The sequence below is a fragment of the Micromonospora tarensis genome (assembly GCF_016803395.1).
GTDB lineage: Bacteria > Actinomycetota > Actinomycetes > Mycobacteriales > Micromonosporaceae > Micromonospora > Micromonospora tarensis.
Genome location: NZ_JAEVHL010000059.1, coordinates 1 through 23,634, shown reverse-complemented (window position 1 = coordinate 23,634; position 23,634 = coordinate 1). Strand labels below are relative to the sequence as shown.

The 23,634-nt window shown below is 71.1% G+C and carries 23 protein-coding genes and 2 pseudogenes; 14 read left to right on the top strand and 11 right to left on the bottom strand.

Features of this window, described 5'->3' with window-relative positions; all coding sequences use genetic code 11:
- Positions 1–8: 8 nt before the first annotated feature.
- A complete protein-coding gene (locus JM949_RS14475; RefSeq protein WP_203149004.1) occupies positions 9–1,592 on the bottom strand; it encodes an acyl-CoA carboxylase subunit beta in 1,584 nt (527 codons plus the stop codon).
- A gap of 84 nt (positions 1,593–1,676) precedes the next feature.
- Between JM949_RS14475 and JM949_RS14470 the strand changes: the two are divergent.
- Together JM949_RS14470 and JM949_RS14465 are read left to right on the top strand one after the other, a co-directional pair.
- A pseudogene (locus JM949_RS14470) lies at positions 1,677–2,553 on the top strand (biotin--[acetyl-CoA-carboxylase] ligase).
- A gap of 93 nt (positions 2,554–2,646) precedes the next feature.
- The gene (locus JM949_RS14465) at positions 2,647–3,219 is read left to right on the top strand and encodes a PH domain-containing protein (RefSeq protein ID WP_203149003.1); all 573 of its coding nucleotides are present in this window, start codon (positions 2,647–2,649) and stop codon (positions 3,217–3,219) included.
- A 46-nt stretch (positions 3,220–3,265) separates the two neighbouring features.
- Here JM949_RS14465 and JM949_RS14460 read toward each other — a convergent pair whose 3' ends face one another.
- The 3 genes from JM949_RS14460 to JM949_RS14450 form a co-directional block, all read right to left on the bottom strand.
- Complete coding sequence (locus JM949_RS14460; protein ID WP_203149002.1) at positions 3,266–3,889, bottom strand: MaoC/PaaZ C-terminal domain-containing protein; 624 nt, start codon at positions 3,887–3,889, stop codon at positions 3,266–3,268.
- Positions 3,886–4,590 (bottom strand): GtrA family protein, encoded by a 705-nt coding sequence (locus JM949_RS14455; protein ID WP_203149017.1) that lies wholly within the window; start codon positions 4,588–4,590, stop codon positions 3,886–3,888. The genes JM949_RS14460 and JM949_RS14455 overlap by 4 nt, the downstream gene beginning before the upstream one ends.
- A gap of 63 nt (positions 4,591–4,653) precedes the next feature.
- Positions 4,654–5,190, bottom strand: a complete 537-nt coding sequence (locus tag JM949_RS14450) for a GtrA family protein (RefSeq protein WP_203149016.1) — start codon at positions 5,188–5,190, stop codon at positions 4,654–4,656.
- A gap of 439 nt (positions 5,191–5,629) precedes the next feature.
- On the opposite strand from JM949_RS14450, the gene JM949_RS14445 reads away from it, so the two are divergent.
- The 4 genes from JM949_RS14445 to JM949_RS14430 all read left to right on the top strand — a co-directional run bounded on the left by JM949_RS14445 (position 5,630) and on the right by JM949_RS14430 (position 10,501).
- The gene (locus JM949_RS14445) at positions 5,630–7,480 is read left to right on the top strand and encodes a phosphoenolpyruvate carboxykinase (GTP) (RefSeq protein WP_203149001.1); all 1,851 of its coding nucleotides are present in this window, start codon (positions 5,630–5,632) and stop codon (positions 7,478–7,480) included.
- A gap of 78 nt (positions 7,481–7,558) precedes the next feature.
- Entirely contained in the window at positions 7,559–8,368 is an 810-nt protein-coding gene (locus tag JM949_RS14440; RefSeq protein ID WP_203149000.1) for a hypothetical protein, read from the top strand.
- Positions 8,369–8,508: 140 nt separating this feature from the next.
- The gene (locus JM949_RS14435; RefSeq protein ID WP_407664770.1) at positions 8,509–9,699 is read left to right on the top strand and encodes a geranylgeranyl reductase family protein; all 1,191 of its coding nucleotides are present in this window, start codon (positions 8,509–8,511) and stop codon (positions 9,697–9,699) included.
- A 31-nt stretch (positions 9,700–9,730) separates the two neighbouring features.
- Complete coding sequence (locus JM949_RS14430) at positions 9,731–10,501, top strand: isoprenyl transferase (protein ID WP_203148999.1); 771 nt, start codon at positions 9,731–9,733, stop codon at positions 10,499–10,501.
- A 22-nt stretch (positions 10,502–10,523) separates the two neighbouring features.
- On the opposite strand, the gene otsB is transcribed toward JM949_RS14430, so the two are convergent.
- The 3 genes from otsB to JM949_RS14415 all read right to left on the bottom strand — a co-directional run bounded on the left by otsB (position 10,524) and on the right by JM949_RS14415 (position 12,375).
- Positions 10,524–11,348: a trehalose-phosphatase gene (otsB, locus tag JM949_RS14425; RefSeq protein ID WP_203148998.1), complete on the bottom strand. Its 825-nt coding sequence runs from the start codon at positions 11,346–11,348 to the stop codon at positions 10,524–10,526.
- 67 nt (positions 11,349–11,415) lie between these two features.
- Complete coding sequence (locus JM949_RS14420; RefSeq protein WP_203148997.1) at positions 11,416–11,769, bottom strand: hypothetical protein; 354 nt, start codon at positions 11,767–11,769, stop codon at positions 11,416–11,418.
- Positions 11,770–11,931: 162 nt separating this feature from the next.
- Complete coding sequence (locus JM949_RS14415) at positions 11,932–12,375, bottom strand: XRE family transcriptional regulator (protein WP_203148996.1); 444 nt, start codon at positions 12,373–12,375, stop codon at positions 11,932–11,934.
- 264 nt (positions 12,376–12,639) lie between these two features.
- Between JM949_RS14415 and JM949_RS14410 the strand changes: the two genes are divergently transcribed.
- The 6 genes and pseudogenes from JM949_RS14410 (at position 12,640) to JM949_RS14385 (ending at position 17,955) form a co-directional block, all read left to right on the top strand.
- The gene (locus JM949_RS14410; RefSeq protein ID WP_203148995.1) at positions 12,640–12,984 is read left to right on the top strand and encodes a hypothetical protein; all 345 of its coding nucleotides are present in this window, start codon (positions 12,640–12,642) and stop codon (positions 12,982–12,984) included.
- Between the two features lie 31 nt (positions 12,985–13,015).
- A complete protein-coding gene (locus JM949_RS14405) occupies positions 13,016–13,351 on the top strand; it encodes a hypothetical protein (protein ID WP_203148994.1) in 336 nt (111 codons plus the stop codon).
- Between the two features lie 402 nt (positions 13,352–13,753).
- Positions 13,754–15,168, top strand: a pseudogene (locus JM949_RS14400) (PhoH family protein).
- Between the two features lie 278 nt (positions 15,169–15,446).
- On the top strand, positions 15,447–16,124 hold the full coding sequence (locus JM949_RS14395; protein WP_203148993.1) for an aggregation-promoting factor C-terminal-like domain-containing protein: 678 nt from the start codon (positions 15,447–15,449) through the stop codon (positions 16,122–16,124).
- 104 nt (positions 16,125–16,228) lie between these two features.
- Positions 16,229–16,882, top strand: a complete 654-nt coding sequence (locus tag JM949_RS14390; RefSeq protein ID WP_203148992.1) for a rhomboid family intramembrane serine protease — start codon at positions 16,229–16,231, stop codon at positions 16,880–16,882.
- Between the two features lie 104 nt (positions 16,883–16,986).
- On the top strand, positions 16,987–17,955 hold the full coding sequence (locus tag JM949_RS14385; protein ID WP_203148991.1) for an NAD(P)/FAD-dependent oxidoreductase: 969 nt from the start codon (positions 16,987–16,989) through the stop codon (positions 17,953–17,955).
- 279 nt (positions 17,956–18,234) lie between these two features.
- Here JM949_RS14385 and JM949_RS14380 read toward each other — a convergent pair whose 3' ends face one another.
- Entirely contained in the window at positions 18,235–19,215 is a 981-nt protein-coding gene (locus tag JM949_RS14380) for a DMT family transporter (protein WP_309232157.1), read from the bottom strand.
- Positions 19,212–20,243 carry a class II fructose-bisphosphatase gene (glpX, locus tag JM949_RS14375; RefSeq protein WP_203148990.1) on the bottom strand — a complete coding sequence of 344 codons (1,032 nt, stop codon included), beginning with the start codon at positions 20,241–20,243 and terminating at the stop codon, positions 19,212–19,214. Before glpX ends, JM949_RS14380 begins: the two co-directional genes overlap by 4 nt.
- Positions 20,244–20,402: 159 nt before the next feature.
- Between glpX and JM949_RS14370 the strand changes: the two genes are divergently transcribed.
- Both JM949_RS14370 and JM949_RS14365 read left to right on the top strand, forming a co-directional pair.
- Entirely contained in the window at positions 20,403–21,047 is a 645-nt protein-coding gene (locus tag JM949_RS14370; RefSeq protein ID WP_203148989.1) for a DUF4245 domain-containing protein, read from the top strand.
- A 191-nt stretch (positions 21,048–21,238) separates the two neighbouring features.
- Positions 21,239–22,084, top strand: a complete 846-nt coding sequence (locus JM949_RS14365) for a hypothetical protein (protein ID WP_203148988.1) — start codon at positions 21,239–21,241, stop codon at positions 22,082–22,084.
- 61 nt (positions 22,085–22,145) lie between these two features.
- Here the strand turns inward: JM949_RS14365 and JM949_RS14360 are convergent, their stop codons facing one another.
- Positions 22,146–22,367, bottom strand: a complete 222-nt coding sequence (locus JM949_RS14360; RefSeq protein ID WP_030328827.1) for an exodeoxyribonuclease VII small subunit — start codon at positions 22,365–22,367, stop codon at positions 22,146–22,148.
- A gap of 45 nt (positions 22,368–22,412) precedes the next feature.
- Positions 22,413–23,634 (bottom strand): exodeoxyribonuclease VII large subunit (gene xseA / locus JM949_RS14355; RefSeq protein WP_238433160.1); only part of this gene is annotated, 1,222 nt, incomplete at its 5' end.

The window sequence follows — 23,634 nt, the reverse complement described above, 5'->3', positions numbered from 1 at the left end:
CACCCGCCTCAGAGCGGGATGTTGCCGTGCTTCTTCGGCGGCAGGGTCTCCCGCTTGGTGCGGAGGACACGCAACGCCCGGACGATCTGGGTACGCGTCTCGTGCGGCGGGATCACCGCGTCGACATACCCGCGCTCGGCCGCCACGTACGGGTTGGCCAGGGTGTCCTCGTACTCGGCGATCTTCTCGGCGCGGACCGCCGCCGGATCGTCGGCGCCGGCCAACTCGGAGCGGTAGAGGATGTTCACCGCGCCCTGCGCGCCCATCACCGCGATCTGCGCGGTCGGCCAGGCGAAGTTCAGGTCCGCGCCGAGGTGCTTGGAGCCCATCACGTCGTACGCACCGCCGTACGCCTTGCGGGTGATCACGGTGACCTTGGGGACGGTCGCCTCGGCGTACGCGTAGATGAGCTTGGCGCCCCGGCGGATGATGCCGTCCCACTCCTGGCCGGTGCCGGGCAGGAAGCCGGGCACGTCCACGAAGGTCAGCACCGGGATGTTGAACGCGTCGCAGGTACGGACGAACCGGGCGGCCTTCTCCGAGGCGGCGATGTCCAGCGTGCCGGCGAAGTGCATCGGCTGGTTGGCGACCACGCCGACCGGCCGACCCTCGACCCGGCCGTAGCCGACCACGATGTTCTGCGCGTAGAGCGGCTGGACCTCCAGGAACTCCCCGTCGTCGAGGACGTGCTCGATGACCTGGTGCATGTCGTACGGCTGGTTGGCCGAGTCCGGGATCAGGGTGTCCAACTCCCGGTCCTGGTCATCGATCTCCAGCGAAGCGGGGGCGTCGAAGACCACCGGCTCGTCCAGGTTGTTCGACGGCAGGTACGACAGCAGCGCCTTGACGTAGTCGACAGCGTCGGCCTCGTCGCTGGCGAGGTAGTGCGCGTTGCCGCTGCGGGAGTTGTGCGTGCGCGCTCCGCCCAGCTCCTCCATGCCGACGTCCTCGCCGGTCACCGTCTTGATCACGTCCGGGCCGGTGATGAACATGTGCGAGGTCTGGTCGACCATGACTGTGAAGTCGGTGACCGCCGGGGAGTAGACCGCGCCGCCGGCGCAGGGCCCCATCACCAGCGAGATCTGCGGGATGACCCCGGACGCCCGCACGTTGCGGAAGAAGATCTCCCCGTACAGACCGAGCGAGACGACGCCCTCCTGGATGCGCGCGCCGCCGGAGTCGTTGATGCCGACCACCGGGCAGCCGATCTTCATGGCCAGGTCCATCACCTTGACGATCTTCTCGCCGAAGACCTCACCGAGCGAGCCGCCGAAGACCGTGAAGTCCTGCGCGAAGACACAGACCTGCCGGCCGTCGACAGTGCCGTAGCCGGTCACCACGCCGTCGCCGTAGGGGCGGTTCCGCTCCAGCCCGAAGGCCGTGGACCGGTGCCTTGCCAGTTCGTCGAGCTCGACGAAGGAACCCTCGTCGAGCAGCATCTCGATCCGCTCGCGGGCGGTCTTCTTGCCCCGCGCGTGCTGCTTCTCCACCGCGCGGGCCGACCCGGCGTGCACCGCCTCGTCGACCCGGCGCTCCAGGTCCGCCAGCTTGCCCGCAGTGCTGTGGATGTTGGTCCCGGTCTCGGTAGTCACCCAGGGAATATAACGATGGTTCAGGTGGGTGCCGCTGTGCAGTACGCCTCAGTGCCGCCGTGGGCACCGCCGTAGGCTGGCGGAATGCCGGGCTCCCCGTACACCGATCTGGACCGACCGCCGCTGTCGGCGGTCCGGCTGCGCCGCGCGTTGGTCGCGCCGAACGGGCCGTGGGCCCGGCTGGAGCTGCGTACCGAGACCGGTTCCACCAACGCCGACGTGGCCGAGGCGGCCCGGAACGACGAGCCGGAGGGGCTGGTCGTGGTCGCGGAGCGGCAGACCGCGGGCCGGGGGCCGGCGCGGCCGGGTCTGGCAGTCGCCGGCGCGGGCCGGCATCGCGACGAGCGTGCTGCTGCGGCCCGGCGAGGCGGTGCCGGACCGCGGCTGGTTGCCGGCGGCACCCACCGGGTACGGGTGGCTGCCGTTGCTGGCCGGGGTGGCGCTGGTCGAGGCGGTGGCCCGGCTGGCCGAGCTGGACGCCACCCTGAAGTGGCCGAACGACCTGCTGATCAACGACGCGAAGTGCGCGGGCGTGCTGGCCGAGGCGGTCCCCGGGCGTACGCCGGACCAGCCGCCGGCCATCGTGCTGGGCATCGGGCTCAACGTGACGCTGCGCGCCGACGAACTGCCGGAGAATCCGACCGGGCTGCCGGCCACCTCGCTCCAGCTGGCCGGCGCGGCGGCCACCGACCGCGACCCGCTGCTGCGGGCGCTGCTGCGCTCGGTCGCCGACTGGTACGACCGGTGGCGCTCGGCGGGCGGCGACGCGGTGGCCAGTGGCCTGCGCGACGCCTACCTGGCCGCCTGCGCGACGGTCGGCCGCGAGGTGCGCGTGCTGCTGCCCAACGGCGAAACCGAGACCGGGACAGCCGTCGGCGTGGACCCGAACGGCCAATTGGAGGTGACCACCGCCACCGGCAACCGCACGCTGGCCGCCGGGGACGTGCTCCACCTCCGCTGACCCCCCACGCGGTGCGGCCGCGTGGCGGATGTTGTGGTGTGGCTTGGGGGGTTTACCGTCTGCGCGTCGAGAAAATCGCGTTGGAGGTTCCCCGTGGCGTTTCCTGAAGACGTGCTCACCGAGGACGAGCACGTCGTGCTGCACCTACACCCGCACTGGAAGGCGTTGATCCGGCCGATCGTGGTGCTGGTGCTGGCGATCGCCGCAGTGGTGGTCGGCGTGCTCCTGCTGCCCGAGAGTGACGGCGGTTCGATCGCGCTCGCCGTGATCGGGGTGATCGGCCTGGTCGCGGTGCTCTGGCTCGGTCTGTGGCCGTTCCTGGTCTGGCGCACCACGCACTACCTGTTCACCAACGAACGGGTGCTGCTCCAGCAGGGTGTCTTCTCCCGGGACCGGCGCGACCTTCCGCTCACCCGGGTCAACGACCACTCGATGAACCAGCGTTTCCTCGAGCGTCTGCTCGGCTGCGGGACGCTGACCATCGAGTCGGCAGGTGAGCGCGGCCAGTCGGTGCTCGCCGACGTACCGAACGTCGGGAAGGTGCAGACCACCCTGTACGAGCTGGTCGAGGCGCAGCACGACAAGCACTCGCTGGGCGACGGGGAGATGCGCGACATGCTGGCCGACATGCAGGACGGCAAGTCGCTGCGCGACACCACGACCTGATCCGGACAGGCTGAGCCCGCCCCCGCGCAGTGGTGACGGGGCGGGCTCAGCCGGGTGGTTCGGCCCTGGGCGGGCTGATCGCGGCCGGTTCGGCGGCGGGTGCCCCGCCGTCGGGTAGCTCGGCTTCGGTCGCGCCGTCGTCGGGTAGCTCGGCTTCGGTCGCGTCCGCTTCGACCGGCCGCACCGCGAACCAGCCACGGAAGCGGGTCCGCAACACCTCCTGCTCGGGCCGGTCGTCCGGGCCGAGGCGCAGCATGGTGCCGGTGAGGCTGACGGTGCCGAGCCCGGGGCGGGCGGTCGACGGCCGGGCGCCCATCACGTCGACCCGGACCGCGAGCCGGTCCCCGGCGCGTACCGGGGCGAGCCAGCGCAGCTCCTCCAGGCCTGGGGACGCGTCGGCGGCCGCCCGGGACAGCAGGTGGTCGACGTACGCGCGCATGAACAGGCTGACCGTGTAGAAGCCGCTGGCGATCAGGCCGCCGTGCCGACTGGCCTCGGCCAGCTCGGGGTCGACGTGGTACCACTGCGGGTCGAAGCGGCGGGCGAAGGCGACCATCTCGTCGCCGTCCACGGTGACCACCCCGAGGTCGACGGTGAGCCCCGGGACCAGATCCTCGAAGAACAGCTCAGCGGGGCGACCGGTGCCGGAGCGGCCCTCGGGTGGCGTCATCGGCGGGGTGCGCGGCGGGTGCTGACGTGCAGCTCCGCGGCGAGTTCCGCGTCCAGGTCGGCGGCCGGGCTGACGCTCAGTCGCGCGGGCCGCCCCTGGGTGGGTGTGCCGGGCGGGGAGTCGGCGCGCTGCGCGGACTCCGTCTCCTCCAGCTCGGACACGGATTCCGCCAACTCGGCGACCGGGTCCATCTCCGCCATCGTGTCCCACTCGTCGCGTGGAATGTCGTGCCAGGTGGACTCGGCCTTCGCCGCGTCCTCGGCGGGTGCGACGGGCTGGAAGACGAAGGTCCGGTACGACCAGAAGCGGAACAGCGTGGCCAGCAGGACACCGACGGTCTTGGCCAGGTTCAACGCCAGCAGGCCGTGGACGCCGAGGCCGTATTTCGCGGCCGCCACCGCGCCCAGCTCGATCAGCAGCCCGGCACCGTTGAAGAGGAAGAACAGGACGTATTCCCGGCGGAGCGCCGACTTGGGGCGGTCGCGGTACGTCCAGTGCCGATTCATCAGATACGACGTGATGGTGGCGACGATGGTCGCGATCACGGTCGCCTTCAACTGACCGTTGACGAAAACGGTCAGTGCAAGGGCATTGAACACCGCGTAATTGATGACGGTGTTGATGCCGCCGACGATGCCGAACTTGAGCGCCTCGTGGATGAACTTCTGCCAGCGCTCAGGCAGCAGACGGACAAGACGCATGCGAAACACCTTAGGGCAGTCGGTGCGGCCGGCGATCACCGGCCGAACGGGATGGGCGGCAGGTCACGCCCCGTGATCAGGGTCGGGCTGCACCTGCGGAAGGGGCGGGTTTCCCGCTTCGACGAAGACGAACCGCCGGTACGACCAGAATCGGAACAGCGTGCCGAGGCCCGTGCCGACGATGTAGCTGGCGATGTTGTCCGCCAGGCGGGTCTGGAACACGGCCGGCCAGATGCTGCCGAGCCCGTAGCGGCTGAGGGCGAGGCAGGCCACCGCGATGCCGAGGCCGACCGTGTTGAAGAAGAAGAACAGCGCGTACTCGCGGGCGGGGTGGCTGCGCTGGCGGTGCCGCCAGGTCCAGAACCGGTTGCCGACGAAGGCGACGGAGGCCGCGATGACGGTGGAGACCGTCTTGGCGGTCAGCTCTTCGACGCCCCGACTGGTGGTCAGATAGTTGAAGAGCGCGAAGTCGATGAGGAAGGCGATCCCGCCCACGGTGGCGAACTTGCTCAGCTCGCGGACGAGGTGACCGAATCGGTCCAGCAGGGTGCCGACCAGACCCCGTCGCGTCTGCCGGGGACCCGGTTGCTCCCCGGTCATCGTGGCGGCCACGGGCCGAGCCTACCGGCTGTCGACCAGTCAGAGGGGGAGCAACGGTGAGCGGGCGTGGTCCCCCGGTGGAGCCCAGCGCGGCGTGCGCAACCACTGCACGCAGCGTAACCAACTGGGAGGACTGAGGCGCTCCGGAACGGGAATCCACGCACCGGTCGGCGGGGCAGGTCCACGGCTCGACCGCAACAGGCGTCCGCCGGAGTGCACAACAAGATTTGCGTGAAACTGCGCGGGAAAGCGGGTATCAGCTCGTGATGCCGCAGCGAAGCCGTAGCTTGTGCAGTTCTTCACAACCTGTCCCACTGACTCGGAAGGCTGCCCGGTTTACGCTGAGGCCAATCCCAGGTTTTCACGAAGGCGACGCATCGCGCCGCTGAGACTCGTGCATCCCATAGATCGGTCAGCGTCGACCACAAGGAGATGTGTCATGGTTGCTCCGGCTGTTGTGCGGGGTATTGATCAGGCCCCGACGTCCCATCCGAAACTGCTCGCCTGGGTCCGTGAGGTCGCGGAACTGACCACCCCCGACCGGGTCGTCTGGGTGGACGGGTCCGACGAGGAGTGGCGCCGCCTCACCGATGAGCTGGTCGAGGCCGGCACACTGGTCCGGCTCAACCCGGAGAAGAAGCCCAACTCGTTCTACGCGCGCACCGACCCGACGGACGTCGCCCGGGTCGAGGAGCGCACGTACATCTGTTCCGTCGACGAGGCGGACGCCGGCCCCACCAACAACTGGATGGCGCCGGCCGAGATGAAGCGGACGATGACCGAGCTGTACCGGGGTTCGATGCGCGGTCGCACCATGTTCGTCATCCCGTTCGTGATGGGCCCGGTGGAGGCCGAGTCCCCGATGTTCGGTGTCGAGATCACCGACAGCGCGTACGTGGTCGCCTCGATGCGGATCATGACGCGGATGGGCGCCAAGGTCCTCGAGGCGATGGGCGACGACGCCGACTTCGTGCACGCGCTGCACTCGATCGGCGCTCCGCTCGCCCCCGGCCAGCAGGACGTCGCCTGGCCGTGCAACGACACCAAGTACATCTCGCACTTCCCGGAGACCCGGGAGATCTGGTCGTACGGCTCCGGTTACGGCGGCAACTCGCTGCTCGGCAAGAAGTGCTACTCGCTGCGGATCGCCAGTGTGATGGGCCGGGACGAGGGTTGGCTCGCCGAGCACATGCTGATCCTGAAGATCACCTCCCCGGAAGGCAAGGTCCACCACATCGCCGGCGCCTTCCCGTCGGCCTGCGGCAAGACCAACCTCGCCATGGTGGAGCCGACCATTCCCGGCTGGAAGGTCGAGACCATCGGCGACGACATCGCCTGGATGCGCTTCGGCCCGGACGGCCGCCTCTACGCGGTGAACCCGGAGTACGGCCTGTTCGGCGTCGCGCCCGGCACCGACTGGAAGACCAACGCCAATGCCATGCGCACCCTGGACCGGGGCAACTCCATCTTCACGAACGTCGGCCTCACCGACGATGGCGACGTCTGGTGGGAGGGCATGGGTGAGCCGCCGGCGCACCTGATCGACTGGAAGGGCAACGACTGGACGCCGGAGAGCGACAGCCTCTCCTCCCACGCGAACAGCCGGTTCTGCACCCCGATCACCCAGTGCCCGATCCTCGCCGACGAGTACTTCGACCCCAACGGCGTACCGATCGACGCGATCCTCTTCGGTGGCCGCCGCAAGGACACCATCCCGCTGGTGACCGAGGCCCGGGACTGGGTGCACGGCGTCTACATGGGTGCGACGCTCTCCTCGGAGACCACCGCCGCCGCGTCCGGCGCGGTCGGCGTGGTCCGGCGGGACCCGATGGCGATGTTGCCGTTCATCGGCTACCACGCCGGGGACTACTTCCGGCACTGGATCGAGATGGGCAAGGGCGCCGACGGCGACGAGGCGAAGCTGCCCAAGATCTACTACGTCAACTGGTTCCGCAAGGACCCGGACGGCTCGTTCCTCTGGCCGGGCTTCGGGGAGAACTCCCGGGTGCTCAAGTGGGTGGTGGAGCGGATCGAGGGCACGGCCGACGCGGTCGAGACCCCGGTCGGCATGGTGCCCGCGCCGGACGCCCTGGACGTCGAGGGTCTGGACATGACCCCGGAGGACGTCCGGATCGCCCTCAAGGTCGACCCGGACGAGTGGCGTAACGAGTTGCCGATGATCACCGAGTGGTTCGAGAAGTTCGGCGACAAGCTGCCCGGCGTGCTCTGGGCCGAGTTGGACGCGCTGCGCGCGCGTCTGGACGCCGCACAGCCGCAGCGCCAGGTGTGAGGTTCGCCCCCTGCGGGCAATGTTGAATCCCATGAGGACGCCGCCGAGACCCAGGTCCGGCGGCCGTCCGCCGTCCGGGTGCTCACCATCCTGCTGGCGACGACGGCGGCGGCCACCGTCGTGGTCGAGCTGCTCAACTGGTGGTACGCCCCGGAGCAGGGTTTCGGGTTGGCCGTCCGCACCGGATGGGCCATGCTGCGCTCGTTCGGCTTCCTGCTGCTGATCGGGCACGTGCGGCGAGGTCGTACGGCGGCCCGCCCGTTCGGGCTGATCCTCGCGGTCACCACGATCTTCGCCGTCGGCCGGCTCATCGTGCCCCGGCAGGGGGTGCCGCCGCTGCCCGGGCTGCTCGGCTTCGCCGTTCTCGGCGCGCTCTGCGTCGCCGTGGTGTGGCTGCTCTACCGCTCGTCGGCGGTGGCCGGGCACCTGGTCCGACACCGCCCCCGGCTCGTCATCGACCGGGCCGGCATCTCCTGGCGGGAGACCCCGCCACGTCGGCCGCAGGCCAGCGCCTGGCTGTTGACCAGCCGGGTGGCGGCATTCACCTACAGCCCGCTGATGCTGGTGCCGGCGCTGGTGGCCGGAGGTTCCATCCTGGACGACCGACTGACCGCGGTGCCGGCGGTGCTGTTCTGGATCGGCGCGGGCATCACGGCCAGCTACGCGGTGCTGTTCTGCACCGCGTTCCTGCTCCGGGGCAAGGACTGGGCGCGGGGCCTCCTGGTCGTCGTCACGGTGGCCGTACTCGCCGTGGACCTGCCGCTGTGCTGGTGGCTGCTGGGCCTGGACGGCCTGGTCCGCGACGGTGCTCCGCTCCTCGCCGCCGCCGGGGTGGCCCTCTACGGTCTGCGGCGGGCGAGCCGCGCCCGGGACGCCGCCCCGAGCTGAGGTCGGTGCCCGTCCCGCCGCGCCCGCCCTCTTGCCGCGCAAAGTCGCGCCGCGCGGGATCGGTCGACAGGCCCGGGCAGGGGGCAGGATGGCGGGTGGGCGTCGGACGTCCCGGTCGGCGTCGCCGGATCGTCGCGGCGGTGCCGGAACGGCCCGGTCGTGCCGGGCGGGACGGAGGAGGCGCGGTGGTGGGCGACGAGTTCGACGTGGTGGTGGTGGGAGCGGGTCCGGCCGGTGCGGCCGCCGCGCTGACGGCTCGGCGGGCGGGCGCCAGCGTGCTGCTGCTGGACCGGGCCGATTTCCCTCGCGACAAGGCGTGTGGTGACGGGATCGCCGCGCACTCGGTGGACGTGCTCACCGAGCTGGGGGTGCCCGAGGCGGTGGCGGGCTACCCGCCGCTGCCCGCGTTACGGATGATCGCGCCGGGCGGTGGCGCGGTCGCGCGGGCACTGCCCCGCCCCGCGTACACGGTGCCCCGGGAGGTCTTCGACGCGCGGCTGGTGGCGGCCGCGGTGGCGGCCGGGGCGCAGCTACGCCGGCACACAGTGCGCCGGGTCGAGCCGCGTGACGACCGGGTGGTGCTCGACCGGCAGCTGTCCGGCCGGGTGGTGGTGGGCGCGGACGGTGCCGGCTCGGTGGTGCGGCGGGCGCTCGGCCACCAGCAGAACCCCGATCGGCACCTCGCCCTGGCCATCCGGGGGTACGCTCCGGCGCTGCCCGGCCCGTCCGAGCAGCTCATCGTCACCTCGAAGGCGCGCTGGCCGGCGTACGCCTGGTCCTTCCCGATCGGTGACGGGCGGGCGAACGTCGGATACGGCGAGGTCCTGCGAGGCGAGTCGCTCAGCCGGGCGTACCTGCTGGACCGGCTGGCCACGCTGTTGCCCGGCACCGACCTGGCGACGGTGACCGCGTTGCGTGCCCACCACCTGCCGCTCTCCACCCACCGCCCGTCGCCGGGGCGGGGGCGGACGCTGCTGGCCGGGGACGCGCTGTCACTGATCAACCCGTTCACCGGAGAGGGGATCTTCTACGCGCTGCTCTCCGGTGCGCTGGCCGGTGCGGCGGCGGCCCAGGCACCCGAGCTGGCCGCCCGCCGCTACGCCCACGGGTTGCGGCGCCGACTCGGCATCCACCTGCGGCACAGCTCCGCCGCCGCCTGGTTGGCGCGGCGGCGTCGGGTGGTGGACGCGGCGGTTCGGGCCGCCCGCCGGGACGACCGGGTCTTCTACGACGTGGTCGAGTTGGGGTTGGGCGACGGACGGCTCACCGCCCGCACTCTGGCGATGATCGGCATCGGTCTGCCCGGCGGGGAGAGGGCTCCGAGGCGGTGAATCAGCCGACGGGTCGCTAGGCTGCAGGGTGATGACGCTGCGGAACCTTATCTACTCGGTGTACGAGCGCCGGCTCACGGCGAAGCTCGCGGGTAAGCCGGTGCCCCGGCACGTCGGGGTGATGTGCGACGGCAATCGCCGCTGGGCGCGGGAGATGGGCTTCGTCGACCCGAACGACGGGCACCGGGTCGGCGCGGCAAAGATCAAGCATGTCCTCGGCTGGTGTGACCAGGCCGGCGTCGGGCATGTCACCCTCTACCTGCTGGCCACCGACAACCTGCGCCGTCCGGCCAGTGAGCTGGACCCGCTCCTCAAGATCATTGAGGATCTGGTGGTGGAGCTGGCCGAGGAGGGCAACCCCTGGCGGCTGCGCATCGTCGGGGCGCTCGATCTGCTGCCGGCGCAGACCGCGGCGGCGCTCAAGGGCGCCGAGGAGCGCACCCGTGAGCGTGTCGGCGGTGCGGAGGTCAACATCGCGGTGGGCTACGGCGGTCGCCGGGAGATCATCGACGCGGTCCGCTCGCTGCTGCTGGAGCACGCCGCCACCGGTGGCACCATCGAGGAGCTGGCCGAGGTGCTGGACGTCGAGCACATCGCCGAGCACCTCTACACCCGGGGTCAGCCCGACCCTGACCTGGTCATCCGCACCAGCGGCGAGCAGCGGCTGTCCGGCTTCATGCTCTGGCAGTCCGCGCACTCGGAGTTCTACTTCTGCGAGCTCAACTGGCCGGATTTCCGGCACATCGACTTCCTGCGCGCATTGCGCTCATACGCCACCAGACAACGGCGCTACGGCGCCTGATCCGTCGCCGTTCGGCCCGACCTCAGGGCAGGTGGGTCAGCGCCTGGGTGAGGAAGTCGCCCAGGGCGGCCGGGGACTCGATGGTCAGGTCGGCGGCGTTGGCCACCTCGTGGCCGGTCTCCGGGTTGGCCACGGCCACGCAGACACCGAGGAAATCCGGGTCGGCGGCGGCCCGCGCCCGCAGCGCGGCGAACGCCTTGATGTCCGAGACGTCGTCGCCGAAGTACCAGGCGCCGGTGGCGCCCTTGATCGCCTCGCCGATCACCATGCCCTTGTCCCGGTCGACCGGGGGCTTGAGCTCCAGCACCATGCGCCCGGCCTGCACCCGCAGCCCCAGCCGGTCGGCCTGCGCCTGCCCCCACTGCTGCACGGTCGGGCCGAGCCGCGGGGCGGTACGCCAGTGCAGCGCGACCGAGAGCCGCTTGTACTCGACGAGCGTGCCGGGTGGCAGCTCCGCGCGGGCCAGGTCGGCCAGCTCCGCCATGGTCGGCACCCAGGGCAGCGCGGCCGGCTCGGTGACGGTCTCCCCGCCAGAGTGGCTGTGCTCCAACCCGTAGAGGCCGTAGAGGTCCACACCGTCGAGCCCGCCGAGCTGGTCCCGGAGGAACTCGACGGGTCGGGCGGAGACGATCGCCACCCGCTGCACGATCGGGGCCAGCGCCTCGATCGCGGCCAGCGCCTTGGGCGCCGGGCGTACCGCGGTCGGATCGTCGTCGACGGGCGCGAGTGTGCCGTCGAAGTCGAAGAAGAGCACGGTCCCGGCCGCCCGGCTGGCGGTTGTCCGCCAGGCCTGGTCGGCGTTCAACGGGGTTCTCGGCTGCTGGTTGCCCAGATTCAACGGCGGCACGCGCGTCAGCGTACCCCGGCGATCCAGGCTCATTCCTGGCCGAGTGGACCCGTTGACCGGTGGGCGATCAGCGTTCGGCGGCTCCTCGTCCGCGCCGACCGAACGGCACCACCGCTGCCTCCTGGCCGTGGCTCAACAGGTAGCCCTCCACGAACCCGGTGTTGCGGTCGCCGGTGTGGGTCTCGATCTCGTTGAGCCGTGCCACCAGGAACTCGGTGAGCGCGCTGATCCGGTCGTTGAGACGCTCGTGCAGCTCGGCGACGACGGCCAGGACGACCGCGGTGCCGGCGGTGATCAGCACGAAGAGGTTGACGAGCAGCGGAAGCTGCCCGCCGTTGACCGCGAGGGTCACTGCGTTTCCGGTCGCCCACAATGTCACCGACACCGTGGCCACCACGACTGCCAACCACTTCAGGGTCATGGACAGACCCCTCCTTCTGTCCCGCAGGGCTAGGTTCGGCCTTGTCCCGTCCCCCCGCCGATGACGAGCCCAAGCAGTACGAATAGGGACGCTAGCGTGCCCGTTCCAGCCCCGGAGGTAAACGAATGAACCTGACCAGGCGTTCTTTCGCCATCTGAGGAACTACCCGGCCTGACTGCCCCTTTTTCGGACATCGACCGGCAACGTTGGGCGGTATGCGAGGTATCTGATGGTTTCCCGGATGTGGAACTTCTCCGCGTCCGACACCTGCGGGTCGACCAGGCGGCGCAGCAACGCCTCCACGTCGGGGTCCATCGGCGGGGTGGGTTGGTCGCCGCGCGGGCCGGCCGCGGTGCGGTCCCAACCGAGCGCGGCGAAGGCGGCGGCCGGGTTCAGGCCCAGGCCCTCGCAGAAGGCGACCACCCGTTCGGCCTCCGGGTCGCTGGCCCAGTCGCCCCGGACCCACCGGTTGATGGTCTGCCGGGAGACTCCGGTGCGCCGGGACACCTCGGTGCCGCTCCAGGCTCGGGTCGCTCGTGCCTCGTCCAGGGCCCGCCGGACGAAGGTGGCGAAGGCGATCTTCCGCGCATTGGCCGTCTCGGTCACTCCGTGACGGTACGGCCAGCCGGCCGTGGACGTGCGCCCCGGCTCGCTGCTGTCACGCGGACGTGACGGGTCCTTCGGATTTCCGGTAAACGGTCCCGCGCCACTCTTGAGGGGTGTCACGCGGGCAGAATAGATGCCCGTAGTGACCAAGGTAAGCGGACGAAAAGCTGATACTGTCACGCCCATGGGACAATCTACGGTGTGTCACGTGCATGAGACGACTGGTGCTCACATGCGTCACGCCCCCGGTGCCAGGGGGTTGTGGTGACCGAACTCGCCACCCGCGCCCAGGCCTTCGGGCTGATCGCCGAGGGGGTCGCCGCCGGGCTGACCGCCCCCTGGCGTCTCTACCTGGCCCGAGGCTGTCGCTACCTGTCGCTGAGCGTCGGCGATCGCGCCGAGTGGAACGCCTGGCGCACCCATCTCGGCTGCCCGGAGCTGAGCGTCCGGGTCTACGACGCCGGCGGCGAGATCCGCCGGTCCTCGGTGGCCGAGGTCGTGCTGGACGGCTGCCGGATCAGCGTCGAGCTGGTCGAGGAGGTCAGCACCGACGACCTGGACCGGCTGCTCGTCGCGGATCCCACAAGCATCGAGCCGGAGGAGCGATGACCTGGCGTCCGGGCTGGGCCGGGGCGGCCCGATGAGCCCGTTCCTCGTGGTGTTCCTGGTGCTGGTGCTCGGTGCCACCAGCTATGCGGCTGGCCGGCTGCACGGGCAGCTCAGCTACCGCATCGGCTACCGGTTCGGCTACCGGCAGGGTTACTTCGACGGTGACCGGGGCGCCTGGAACCGCCGTCGACGCGACGCCCAGGCGGCGATCGCCTCGGCGCTGTCGGTCTCCTCGGCGGGCGTGGTCCGCTCCGCCGGCACGGTGGCCCGCCCCGGCACCACGTACACCGGCTCGTCGTTCACCGCGCCGGCCGCCCCGATCACCGGACGGCACCCGACTGGCACGCTCGTCCGACGTACCGGTTGAGTCGCTCGGCGGGTCCTGCCCGCCGACCGACACCACGAACGCGGTGCGTCGTCCGCGGCGGACACGCACCGTCGGGGTCACGTCAGACCGGTGACGGTGGCCCCACCGGCCGGGATGCGCGCAGGGGGCATGCATCCCGGCCGGTTCCGCCGCGCCCGCGAACAAGGGCCGTCGGCTGGGCGCGGTGGTGTTCACGACCCCGTCTCGGGAGATCCACGTCAGACCTCTAGCCGGGACGGTCCGGCGGGGCTAGCGTCTAGGCATGGCACGGGGTTCTCCCGGGCCAGCCGGCCCGCCCGGATCTGCGACCTCGCGCATGGGGTTCCGCATCCGACCCCGTGTCCCCGGGCACCGGAGGAGGCGGAACGCGGGTGGCGGGTGCCCATCCGTCGGAGCAGGCCTGTGACGACTCGCCGTACCCCTGCCGGTGCCGACCAGACCCCGGCCGCGACTGCCACGACCCGCCGCGCCACCCGGAGCCGCCGTTCGGCGCCACCGCGCCGGCCGACCCCGAGGAGCCCCGACCAGCCGGCCAGGCCTTCGTCCTGGACACGTCCGTGCTGCTCTCCGATCCGGCGGCGTTCCACCGGTTCGCGGAGCACGAGGTGGTGCTACCGCTGGTGGTCATCACCGAGCTGGAGGGCAAGCGGCATCATCCGGAGCTGGGCTGGTTCGCCCGGCAGTCACTGCGGATGCTGGACGACCTGCGGGTCCGGCACGGCCGCCTGGACACACCGGTGCCCGCCAACGAGGCGGGTGGCACCCTGCGGGTGGAGCTGAACCACACCGACGACGGAGTGCTGCCGCCCGGTTTCCGAACCGAGAGCAACGACGCCCGGATTCTCTCCGTCGCGCTCAACCTCGCCGCCGAGGGGCGGGAGGTGACTCTGGTCAGCAAGGACATGCCGCTGCGGGTCAAGGCGGCCTCGGTGGGTCTGCGCGCCGACGAGTACCGCCACGGTCAGGCCAGCGACCCCACCTGGACCGGCATGTCCGAGCTGGAGCTGGGCGAGGAGCAGATCGGCCGGTTGTACGCCGGCGAGACGCTCGACCTCGACGAGGCGGCCGGGTTGCCCTGTCACACCGGCCTGGTGCTGCACTCGGGTCGGGGTTCCGCGCTGGGCCGGGTGTTGCCGGACAAGTCGGTGCGGCTGGTCCGGGGGGATCGGGAGGCGTTCGGTCTGCACGGCCGCTCGGCCGAGCAGCGCATCGCCCTCGACCTGCTGCTCGACGAGTCGATCGGGATCGTCTCGCTGGGCGGCCGGGCCGGCACCGGCAAGTCGGCGCTGGCGCTCTGCGCCGGCCTGGAGGCGGTGATGGAGCGTCGCCGGCACAAGAAGGTGATCGTGTTCCGCCCGCTGTACGCCGTCGGTGGTCAGGAGTTGGGTTACCTGCCGGGCTCTGAGTCGGAGAAGATGTCGCCCTGGGCGCAGGCGGTCTTCGACACCCTCGGCGCGGTGGTGCACGAGAACGTGCTGGAGGAGGTCACCTCGCGGGGCATCCTCGAGGTGCTGCCACTGACCCACATCCGGGGGCGTTCACTGCACGACGCCTTCGTGATCGTCGACGAGGCCCAGTCGCTGGAGCGCGGCGTGCTGTTGACGGTGCTGTCCCGGATCGGGCAGGGCTCCCGGGTGGTGCTCACGCACGACGTGGCGCAGCGGGACAATCTGCGGGTCGGCCGGCACGACGGGGTGACGGCCGTCATCGAAACGCTCAAGGGGCATCCGCTCTTCGCGCACGTCACCCTCAGCCGTTCGGAGCGGTCGCCGATCGCAGCGATGGTCACCGACCTGCTGGAGGACATCCCGAGCTAGCCGGAGCTTTTGCGGGGGTTTGTCCGCATTTTGCGTGTGGCACAGATCACAATCGGGTCGGTCGGTTTCCCATCAGACCCACTGTGCGCAATCGTGTCCCACGAGCGTCCACGCACCACCGGAATCGTTGGTAATCGTTCGTTCCGAGACGAACGACATCGGCGACGGTCGGTGTGTCGGTGCGACCGACGACCGGTCGGGGCGCTCGTGGCACGGCTGACGGCCCGACTGTGGCCCGCGCCGGGCCGCGTCCTTGCTCCCGACGAAGGGACCACTTCGTGAGTCGGCTGTGGAGCCGGTTGGGTGCCCGTACGGCTGCTGTCGCCCTGCTCTCCGTGGGCGTCGCTGGCGGCTTCTACCTGGGCGAAAACCGGGAAACCCAGCAACAGGCCCTGACCGAGCAGGTCAGCCTCGAGGTCGACCGGGCCGATTTCGCGTACCAGCGCGAGCGGCAGGCCGCCCACCAGGTGCAGGCGTCCAAGCAGCGGGCCGCCGAGTACCAGGCCAAGCTGCGGGCGGTGCAGGCCGCCAAGGAGGCCGCCGAGCGGGCCCGCAGGGCCGAGGCCGCCGCGGCGTCCCGCAAGCGCGAGCGCGAGGCGGCGAACGCGGCCGCCAAACCGTACGACGGTCCGATCCCGGCGTCCTGCGCGGAGTACAGCGGCAACCGCAAGATCGGCTGTGCGCTGATGATCGACAAGGGCTTCGGCATCGCCGAGTTCCCCTGCCTGGAGAAGCTCTGGACCAAGGAGAGCGGCTGGAACCACAAGGCCAGCAACTCGTCCTCCGGCGCGTACGGCATTCCGCAGTCGTTGCCGGGCAGCAAGATGGGCTCGGTCGCGGACGACTGGCGGACCAACCCGGCCACCCAGATCACCTGGGGGTTGGGCTACATCAAGGGCAAGTACAAGACGCCCTGTGGCGCCTGGACCTACTTCCAGAACAACGGCCACTACTGACGGCTGCCGACGGCGGGGTGGGTGGTTCACCCGCCCCGCCGTCGCGCGTACCCCGGACGGGATGCGAGTGGCGGTCCGCTGCTTTTGCTGATAGCAGTTGTGGGGTGAGCCTGCACCCGTCAAGCGGCGACCCGTTCCGGTTCGGCACCGAGGCGTTCTACGCCTCGCTCGGCCGGGCGTTCGTCGCCATGTGCGCGGTGGTCCCGTTCCTCTTCCTCATCGAGGCCGTCGACCAGGGGCTCGCGTTCGGCCTGGACGCCACCGCCGGCATCATCCCGCAACGCATCGACGGGCTGGACGGGGTCTTCTTCTCCCCGTTCCTGCACCACGGCTTCGACCACCTCTACAGCAACAGCATCCCGCTGATCCTGCTGGGCACCTTCGTGCTGGCCGCCGGGGCCCGCCGGTTCCTCTGGTCGACCCTGGTCATCATCCTGGTCAGCGGGCTCGGCGTCTGGTTCACCGGCTCACCCAACTCGGTGGTGGTCGGCGCCAGCGGCGTCATCTTCGGCTACCTGGGCATCCTGCTCACCCGGGGCATCGTCGAGCGCAGCTGGTGGAACTTCGCGGTCTTCCTGCTGGTCGGTCTGCTCTACGGCTGGCAACTGGTCGGCATCCTCCCCACCGACGAGCGGATTTCCTGGCAGGGGCACCTGTTCGGGCTGCTCGGCGGGGTGGTGGCGGCGATCCTGTTCCGTCGGCGGCGACCGACCGTGGACGGCCCGGACTACTCGGGGTCCACGCTCAGCCTGCCCTGACCCAATCTCCGGCGCGCCCCCTGACGTGCTTGCCGGACCGTCGTCGCCCGCCTACGGTCTAGATCAGCAAGCGTTGATCCGTAAGCGGAAAGCGACGGTACGCCATGCGCGAGGTCGATGTTGCCGTGGTCGGGGCCGGTCCGGCCGGCCTCTTCGCCGCGTACTACGCCGGTTTCCGGGGGCTGTCGGTGGCGGTGATCGACGCGTTGCCGGAGCCGGGCGGACAGGTCAGCGCCATGTACCCGGAGAAGCTGATTCTGGACGTCGCCGGCTTCCCCGCCGTCAAGGGCCGCGACCTGGTCGCCAACCTGGTCGCCCAGGCCGCCCCGTTCGGCCCGCAGTACCTGCTCGGCACCCGGGCCGAGAAGCTCTCCTACGCCGAGGGCCGTCCGGTGCTCGGCCTGGCCTCCGGCGAGCAGCTCAGCTGCGGCGCGGTGGTGGTCACCGGCGGGTTGGGCAGCTTCAGCCCCCGGCCACTGCCGTGCGCCGACGGCGCCCCCGGCTCCGGGATCCTCTACTTCGTCACCGAGCCCGCCGAGCTGGCCGACCGGGACGTGCTGATCGTCGGTGGCGGCGACTCCGCCTTCGACTGGGCCCTGACGCTGCAACCGCTGGCCCGCTCGGTGACCCTGGTGCACCGCCGGGAGAAGTTCCGGGCGCACGCCTCGACGGTCGCCCGGGTGCTGTCCCTGCCGATACGGGTGGTGGTCAACGCCGAGGTCAGCCGACTACTGGGGGATGCCACGGTGACCGGCGCCGAGGTCACGGTGCGTGGTGGTGCGACCGAGACGTTACCGGTCGACACGGTGGTGGCGGCCCTCGGCTTCACCGCCGACCTGGGCCCACTCGCCGAGTGGGGGCTCCGGCTGGACCGTCGGCACATCGTGGTGGACAGCGCGATGGCGACGAACCTGCCGAGGGTCTTCGCGGCGGGTGACATCACCGAATACCCGGGCAAGGTCCGGCTGATCGCTACCGGCTTCGGCGAGGCGGCGACGGCGGTCAACAACGCGGCGGTGGCCATCGACCCGAGCGCACACCTCTTCCCCGGGCACTCCTCCGACGCCGGCTGACCGCCAACTCGGGGTGTCCGGCGGAATTGTGGAAGGGTACTGCAACAAGGACCTCTACGAGGACAGCAGCAATAACAAATTGGGCGGCTACGGCAGCCGGATTACCTACAAAGCGTGCAGCACCGTTTGTGGCTGTAGCAGCCCGAGGACTGTCACCAACAACGGCTAGCGCGGGTGGCATTGATCCTTGAGTGGCAGTGAGCCGATCAGCCGGGGCAACTCCCCGGCTGATCGGCATCTTGGGGTCAGGATGCCCGGGCTGCCGTCGCCGTCCGAAGGTCAGCGAGGACGGGAGTTGGCGGGGGGCGCCAGCGCGGCGACCAGCACCGCCACCATGGTCAGCGCGGCACCGAGCAGGGTGTTCAGGCCCGGGTGTGACGCCGCCGTGGGTAGCACCACGTCCAGCAGTACCGCGCCCACGATCTGTCCGGCGATGGTGGCCAGGCCGAGCAGCAGCACACCGGTGAAACGCACGATCGCGGCGGCGATCGCGATGAAGACGATGCCGATCGGCCCGCCCAGGTAGAGCCACGGCTCGTTCGGCAGGTGACCGTCGGGCAAACCGCGTACGGCGATGTCGATGGCGAACGCGACGAGCAGGGTGAGCGTGCCGACGGCGAAGTTGACCAACGTGGCGGTCAAGGCGCTGTCCGCCGCCGCCCGGACCCGGCCGTTGACGGCCTGCTGCCACGCGATGCCCACCCCGGCGAGCAGGGGCAGCAGGGCCAGCGCCAGCGCGCCCGGCTCCTCGAGTCGGTCACCGACCGCCAGGCCGACCGCGAGCACGGTGAGCACCGCGCCGGCCAGCCGCTGCCTGGTGACCGGCTGCCGGCCGGTGGGCCCGATACCGGCCCGGTCCACGGCGAGGCTGCTGCCGGTCTGACCGGCGACCACCGCCACGGTGAAGACCGCCACACCCAGGGTGCCGATGGTCAGCCCCTGGGTGGCCACCAGGAAGGCCCCGCACATCCCGCCGAGGCACTGCCACGGCCGCAGCGTGCCCACCGCCAGGGCGCGCCGCGTCGCGACCAGGCCCCGCCGTCCGTTGGGGGTCGCGGGTACCAGCACCAGCAGCACGACCAGGCCGATGCCGAACGAGACCACGGCGGCGGCAAAACCGTCGCCGAGGCGTACCCCCAACTCGCCGTTGATCCGCGACTGCACCGCCACCGCGACCCCGGAGGCCGACGCCAGCGCGACGCCGGTGATCCGGCGGGCGGCCGACAGCGTCTGCGGGGTCGCCGTGTCGGCGGCGGTCACTCCTGCTCAGCCAGCGGACGACCGTCGAAGTCGACAGCGGAGTAGAGCGCCAGCTTCTCCAACCGGTGGTACGAGTCGATCACCCGGATGGTGCCGCTCTTCGACCGCATCACGATCGACTGGGTGTACGCGCCACCGGCCCGGTAGCGCACCCCGCGCAGCAGGTCCCCGGAGGTGACCCCGGTCGCGACGAAGAAGCAGTTGTCGCCGGTGACGAGATCGTCGGTGCCCAGCACCCGGTCCAGGTCGTGGCCGGCGGCGATCGCCTTCTCCCGCTCCTGCTCGTCGCGCGGCCAGAGCTTGGCCTGCATCGCACCGCCCATGCACTTCAGCGCGCAGGCGGAGATGATGCCCTCCGGGGTGCCGCCGATGCCCATCAGCACGTCGACGTCCGACTCGCCCCGGGCGGCCGCGATGGAGCCCGCGATGTCGCCGTCCGAGATGAACCGGATACCTGCTCCGGCGCGGCGGATCTGCGTGACCAGGTCGTCGTGGCGGCTCCGGTCCAGCACGCAGACCGTCACCTCGGAGACGTCGGTGCCCTTGACCTTGGCGATCCGGCGCAGGTTGTCCGCCACCCCGGCGTTGATGTCCACCACATCGGCGTACGCGGGCCCGACGGCGAGCTTCTCCATGTAGAACACGGCGCTGGGGTCGAACATCGCACCCCGCTCGGAGACGGCGAGCACCGCCAGGGCGTTCGGCATGCCCTTGCTCATCAGGGTGGTGCCGTCGACCGGGTCGACGGCGACGTCCACCTCCGGGCCGGTGCCGTCGCCGACGTGTTCGCCGTTGAAGAGCATCGGGGCGTTGTCCTTCTCGCCCTCGCCGATCACCACCACACCGCGCATCTGGATCGAGTTGATCAGCTTGCGCATCGCGTCGACAGCGGCTCCGTCGCCGCCCTCCTTGTCGCCCCGGCCGACCCACCGACCGGCGGCCATCGCCGCGGCCTCGGTGACCCGGACCAGGTCGAGGGCGAGGTTTCGGTCGAGATCCTGTGGGATCCGCGTCCTGGTGTTCGTCATGGCGGCTACTCCTCCTCGCGACGGTGCGGGGACGGCCGGCGGCAGGGCGGTGCCCACTGCCGGCTTTGTCGCTGATCCTCACACGATCGCCGAACCGGCGTCGGCGCGGGGCGGTGATGGGCCGGATACCGCCGGTCGGGCGGCTGCGAAGATGGAGGGGTGGATCCCGCACAGCCAGCCGACCGCGTACCCGATGACCGCACACCGCCCGACGGCCAGCCGCCGGCCGACGTCGCCGCCCACGCTGGTGGTGGGCCCGCCACGACCGGGCCGACGCCGCCGCCGGTGGCGTCCGGCAAGTCCGAGCGGTCACCGAAGGACATGGCCATCTCACTGCTGGTGCTGCTCGTGCCGATCGTCCTCCTGCTGGCGTTCTATCGGGGCTTTCTCGGCGGCGACCAGCCCACGACCGTCGATCCGGCCCCCGCGATCGAGCAGGCCCGGTCGGCGAACGTCTTCCCGGTCAGTCAGCCGCAGGGGCTCGGTTCCGGCTGGTCGACGGTCAGTGCCCGCTACCAGACCGTGGAGGGCGGGGCGAACCTCCGGCTCGGCTACCTCACCCCGGAGGGGCGGGGCGTCCAGCTCCTACAGAGCAACGTCCCGGCGGAGCGGCTGATCCCGGCGGAGCTGACCGGTCAGAGCCAGCCGCAGGGCCCCACCGAGCTGGCCGGACGCAGCTGGCAGCGCTACACCGCCCGGGGGAACCAGCAGGCGCTGGTGCTGTTGGAGCCGACCCGCACGGTGATCGTCGTCGGTGATGCCCGGGACAACGAACTCCGCGAACTGGCTGGCTCGTTGCGCTGAGCGCGCCCGGCGGCGGCGAAATTGGGCAACCCGGCCGAAGGGTGATTGTCCGACCCGTCGACAGGGAACAAAGAGGGGGTGATCCGGGCGCGCTGCTCGGCCCGGATCGCGCGACGCAGCCGACGGTGCTGCTGCGTCGCCCGGTTTCCGGCGCCGACCAGGTTGTCGGGTGACCCCCTTGGGAGACACGTATGACTGTTCGACGACTCGGCGCCGGCCTGGTAGCCGCCGCCCTGATCACGCCCGCGCTGGCCGCCTGTGCCAGCGGAACCGGCACGCCCGGCTCGTCGGCGTCCCCGACGGTGACCGCGTCCGGCACCGCGAGCCCGTCCGGCACCCCGGTGGCGGGCGACGCCAAGCAGGCCCTGCTCGACTCCACCAAGGAGATCAGCAACGGGAACTTCCGGTTCAGCCTCACCGGGGCCGGCTCGACCGCCGAGGGGCAGGTGCACCAACCCAGCCAGAGCGCGACGATGAAGGTCGCGATCGGCGGCCCCTCGTCCGATCTGGCGATGAAGCTCGACGTGATCCACTTCAAGCCGGACAGCTGGGTCAAGCTGGAGCTGAGCGGCCCCACCGCCAACAGCCTGCCCGAGATCAAGCAGCTCAACCTCGGCAAGTACCAGCACCTGGACCAGGCCCGGATCAAGGGCAACCGCAGCCTCGGCTTCGACTTCGAGAAGGTCGACCCGGCCGGCAGCGCGGTGCTGACCGAGGGCATCACCGAGGTCCGCAGCACCGGCACCGGCGCGTACGCCGGCACCATCGACGTGACCAAGGCCGCCGAGGCCGGCTCGTTGAACGCCGCCACGATCGCCGCGCTGGGCACCCAGGCGAAGACCGTCCCGTTCACCGCGAAGGTGGACCCGCAGGGCCGGCTCAGCGAGCTGGTGTTGCAGCTGCCGGCCGCCGGGCAGGCCACCGCCCAGGAGATCAAGATGACGTACTCCGACTACGGTGCCGCCACCGCCGCGCAGAAGCCGCCGGCGGACCAGGTCGTCGAGGCGCCGGCCGAGCTGTACAGCCTGTTCAAGTGAGGTACCCGGGTGGGGTGGCTCCGGCCGCCCCACCCGCTGGTCGGGTTCGTCGTGGCGACGCTCAGGAAGCCGGCTCCTGCCGGGCGGCGTCGATCCGCGCCCGCGCACCGTCCAGCCAGCGTTGACAGATCACCGCCAGCGCCTCGCCGCGCTCCCAGAGCGCCAGCGACTCTTCCAGGGACGTGCCGCCGGCCTCCAGCCGCTCCACCACCGAGGCCAGCTCGGCGCGGGCCTGCTCGTAGCTGAGCCGCTCGTCCGGCCCGGCCTTCGTGTCGTCAGTCATCGTGTTCATCTCAGCACACCCCTCTGCGGCTCAGCGCGGCGCCACTCAGCCGTCCACCGTGGCGGCCAACTCGCCGTCGGCCAGCCGGACCCGCAACGGGTCGCCCTTGCCGACCTCAGCCGCCGCGCGGACGACGTGGCCGTCCGCGCGCTGCACGATCGCGTACCCCCGGTCGAGCGTGGCGGCGGGGGAGAGCGCGCGTAGTCGCGCCAGCGTGTGGCGCAGGTCGTCGTCGGCGGCGGCGAGCCGGTGCGCCAGGCAGCGGCCCGCGCGTTGCCGCAACGCGGACAGCTCGGTCGCCCGCTGCTCCACCATCACCTGGGGTCGGGCCAGCACCGGTCGGGAGCGCAGCCCGTCGAGCCGGTGCGTCTCCCGGTCGACGAGGTTGCGCACCGCCCGTTCGAGGCGGTGCCGGGCCTGGCCGATCAGGCGTACCTCCTCGGTGAGGTCGGGGACGACCCGCTTGGCCGCGTCGGTCGGGGTGGAGGCGCGGACGTCGGCGACGTAGTCGACAAGTGGCGCGTCCGTCTCGTGGCCGATCGCGCTGACCACCGGGGTACGACAGCCGAAGACCGCGCGGCAGAGCGCCTCGTCGGAGAAGGGCAGCAGGTCTTCGATGCCGCCGCCGCCCCGGGCGATGATGATCACGTCGATGCTCGGGTCCGCGTCCAGCACCTTGAGCGCGTCGACGATCTGCGGCACCGCGGACGGGCCCTGCACAGCCACGTTCACCGTCCGGAACTCCACCGCCGGCCAGCGTCGCCGGGCGTTGGTCAGCACGTCGCGTTCGGCAGCCGACGCGCGACCGGTGATGAGCCCGATCCGGCCGGGCAGGAACGGCAGCCGGCGCTTGCGGGCCCGGTCGAAGAGCCCTTCGGCGGCGAGTAGCTTCTTGAGCTTCTCCAGCCGGGCCAGCAGCTCGCCGAGCCCCACCTGCCGGATCTCGTCGGCCCGCAGGCTCAGCGTGCCCCGGGCCGCGTAGAACTCCGGCTTGGCGTGCAGCACCACGCGGGCGCCCTCCCGCAGCTCCGGTGCGCCCGCGTCCAGCACGTCCCGGTTCGTGGTGACGGTCAGGCTCAGATCGGCCGACGGGTCCCGCAGGGTGAGGAAGACGGTGCTGGCGCCGGGTCGGCGGCTGATCTGTGCCACCTGCCCGTCCACCCAGACCCAGCCCAGCTTGGCGATCCAGGCACCCACCTTCTGGCTGACCACCCGTACCGGCCAGGGCTCCTCAGCGCTGCTGCTGCCCCCGCCACTCCCGCCCCGC